This window comes from uncultured Thiodictyon sp. (assembly GCA_903837595.1).
In the GTDB taxonomy this organism is placed as follows: Bacteria; Pseudomonadota; Gammaproteobacteria; order Chromatiales; family Chromatiaceae; genus Thiodictyon.
Genome location: CAILVI010000041.1, coordinates 1 through 3,185, shown reverse-complemented (window position 1 = coordinate 3,185; position 3,185 = coordinate 1). Strand labels below are relative to the sequence as shown.

1 protein-coding gene and 1 pseudogene are annotated in these 3,185 nt (G+C 67.5%); one reads left to right on the top strand and one right to left on the bottom strand.

Translation table 11 applies throughout. The features are described from left to right. Nucleotides 1-2,671: Tn3 family transposase (locus QZY44_RS02520; protein ID WP_295441788.1), on the bottom strand; the 2,671-nt coding region annotated here is incomplete at its 3' end. A 194-nt stretch (nt 2,672-2,865) separates the two neighbouring features. Here QZY44_RS02520 and QZY44_RS02515 point away from each other — a divergent pair. Beyond that, nucleotides 2,866-3,185, top strand: a pseudogene (locus QZY44_RS02515) (DNA polymerase IV); the annotation flags it as partial.

Below are 3,185 nucleotides of genomic sequence, written 5' to 3'. Positions count from 1 at the left end.
CCCCGCTCTTGCCGTAGAAGATGAAGTTGTTGGCGCTGTTCCAGTTCTCCACGACATTGAGGCCCTCCTGCACCTCGCGGCGCAGCCCCTCGTCGGCCAGGTAACGGCACAGGAAGATCGTCTTCACGGCGCGGCCCAGTTCCTGCAACGCCTGGTACGTGGGATGCTGCAGGGTGTGACGGGTAAACCGCCGCAGGATGTCCTCGGGGGCAGCCGTGCCCAGGCGTAACGCGGTGGTGTATTTGATCGTCTCGTCGTACTGCTGACGCACCGCGTCCCACGTGATCGGGCGCGTGAGGATCGCCTGCAGGTGGGGATAGTCACCGGCGCGACCGGCCTCGGGCCGATAGAGCTGCTGCGTGCCGATGCCCTTGAGCCGCGGCATCAGGGCGAATCCGAGTAGATGGCAGAAGGCGAACGCCACCTCGCTCTGGCCGTGGCTGTCGACATAGCTCTTCTGCACCTCCAGGTCGGTGCAGTGTCGCAGGACCCCCTCGATCATGGCGGCCACCTCGGAGGAGGAGCAGCGCTTGAGCTGGGAGTCGATGCACGCGGCCCGCCGCTCGACGTGCCAGTAGATCATGACCCCACGGCCACCATAGCGGATATGCCACTCGGTCATCAGGTTCTGGTCCCAGGCGCCGAACTTCTTGCTGTCGGCGGCGCAGGCGGTGGTCTCTTCACCCCAGATGTGCTCCAGGCGCGCGGCCAGCGTGGCGTTGACGACCCGGCGGATGGCCTCGCGCAAGGCGGCTTTCTCGATGAAGCGGCGTCGGACATAGAGCAGGTCGGGGTAGTCGACCTCGCGGTTGCTCGCCGCCATGCGCTTGAGCCCGGCATTGGTGCCGAGTCCGTACAGGCACAGCAGCAGGCGCTGTTGCATCACCGCGCGACTGACGACCTCGCGGCTGGCCAGGGTCTTGAAGGCCTCGCTGAAGCCGACCCGCAGGTCGGTCTCCTTGAGCACATCCAGCAGACTGGTCATCGGCCAGCGCCGGCCGACCTCGGTCTTGAGGGAGCGCAGTTGCGTCGGCTCCGGTTGGGGGTCCAGCGGGGTGACGACGAGGCGATGGGTGCCGGACTCACGCAGTCGCACCTTGGGGTTGCCCGGCAGCGTGGCATCCAGCGCCGCGAGGGCCTCGCGCATCGCCTGCTGCAACTCCGCGATGAACTGGTCCGGGTCCTGGGGCTGTTGCAGGGCGTGGTAGTAGGCGTCGCGATTGGCCGCGAAGTCCGTCGGCAGGTCGTCGTCGGGATTGCGGTAACGCTCTGCACCTTCGACCCAGATCTCCTTACAGCGTAAGCGCTCACGCAGCACTTGGAGGACACAGATCTCGTAGTCGATCCGGTTGATCCGCTCGCCATCGGGGCCGGTCTCGACCAGGATCTCGTGCAGTTGCGGGCGCACCACCCCGGCGATGGTGACCTCGCTACAGGGCAGCCATTGGCGGCGGTCGTCGCGGTGGGCCCGCAGCCAGTCCAGGGCCGCGATCACCGGGCGATGGGCGCTGTTGTTGGACCGAAACGCCAGGGTGTCCAGGATGGGCGGCAACATGCGCCGATAGTGGTGACCGTAGGAGCGGTGAATCAGGGTTTGAATCCGCTGGCGAAAGGTCGGCCCGGCGGCCTGGCTTTCCTTGACCAGGGCGGCCAAGGTGGCCTCGCCGACCAGCGGAAAGAGCACCTCACGTACGCTCCCGTCGGGTTGGTCGAGCGCAGCGGCGGCGATCCGGAACAAGAGATCGGTCTTGCCCGCAACACGCTGCCATTCGTCCACCGTCTCGGCGGTGACGCGCTCCTCGGCCCGCACCGAGAAGCGATGGACGATCTGGATCAGCAGATCGATGAGGCCATCGGTGATCTCGCCGCGGCGCTGCCAGCAGAACGCCGACAGCAGGGTGTAGCGCACCGCGGGGGCATGGCGCCGCAGGTCACGCACCGACTCGGTCGCCGCCCGGGCGCGGTACCGGGTCAATAGCTTGGACGCGGCGTCGCTCCAGAGTGCGGCGGGCAGGTCCAAGGCGTGCAACAGGCCGAGCTTCGCGACTTCACGTTCGACACTGGCCAGACCGATGCGGCCCGGATCGGATTTCAGGAGACTGAAGGCCGAGCGCGCCCGCTCCGGCTCCTCCGTCCCATCATCCGCCCCGTCGGTGGCGCTCTGCGGACCGAGCAGCGCATCGAGCCGCCGGCACGTCTGGTCCGGCAGCCGGCGCAGGATCGTGGCGAACCAGTCCTCTTCGAAGCGATGGGTCGCCGCGGCGATCAGGCGCTCGACGCGCTCGTCGGCGGGCGGTTCGAGGCGGCGGTCACGGCACCAGTCTGCGACCACCGCGCGCAGGTGCCGCGGATCCTGGTCCGCCGGCACCGCTTCGCGCACGAGCCAGACCTGGAGTTGCTCCTCGTCGGCGACGGTGATCGGACGAAAACCGAGCAACGCACGGACCTCCTCGCGGTCCCGCTTGCTGCTGCGGCCCGTGAGGTCATAGTCGAACCAGACCGCAGGCGGTATGGCCAGTTGTTCGCCGACAAACGCGAGGACCGGGCCTGGGACGTCGCCGTGGTGCCGCGGGAACCGGGCGTTGATCCGAAAGAACTTCAACAGGACCGCCACGCCGATCCTGCCCCGGTCCGTGCGGTTGCCAAGAAGCGGCTGCTCGGAAGCGAACAGCGTCCAGTGCTCGATCAGTTCCTACTCGTCCCAGCATCGTTTCATCTGGCGGACCCCTTTCTGACGGCGGAGGTTGCCATCCTACCGAACCGCCCGCGCCAGCGCGATGCATCAGAGAATGCTTATATGGCACCTAGTGGCAGCTTCGCTCTTATTGGGCCTACGAGGCGCGCCGCTTCGGCATCCACTCGGCCATGCCCATCAACGAGGCCCACCGCCGCTGTCCGGACGCGGTCTATCTGCGCCCGCGCATGGCGCATTACCTGGAGGTCGCCCACCAGATTCGCGCGGTCATGGCCACCTGCACCCCGGTGGTGGAAGCGATCTCCATCGACGAGGCCTTTCTCGATATCAGCGGGCTCGGGCACCTGGTCGGGCCCCCGGAGACCATCGGCGCGCAGATCAAGACGGCCATCCGCGCCGCGGTCGGCCTGACCGCCTCCGTCGGCATCGCCCCGAACCGGCTGGTGGCCAAGATCGCCTCGGACTTCGGCAAGCCGGACGGGCTGGTCGT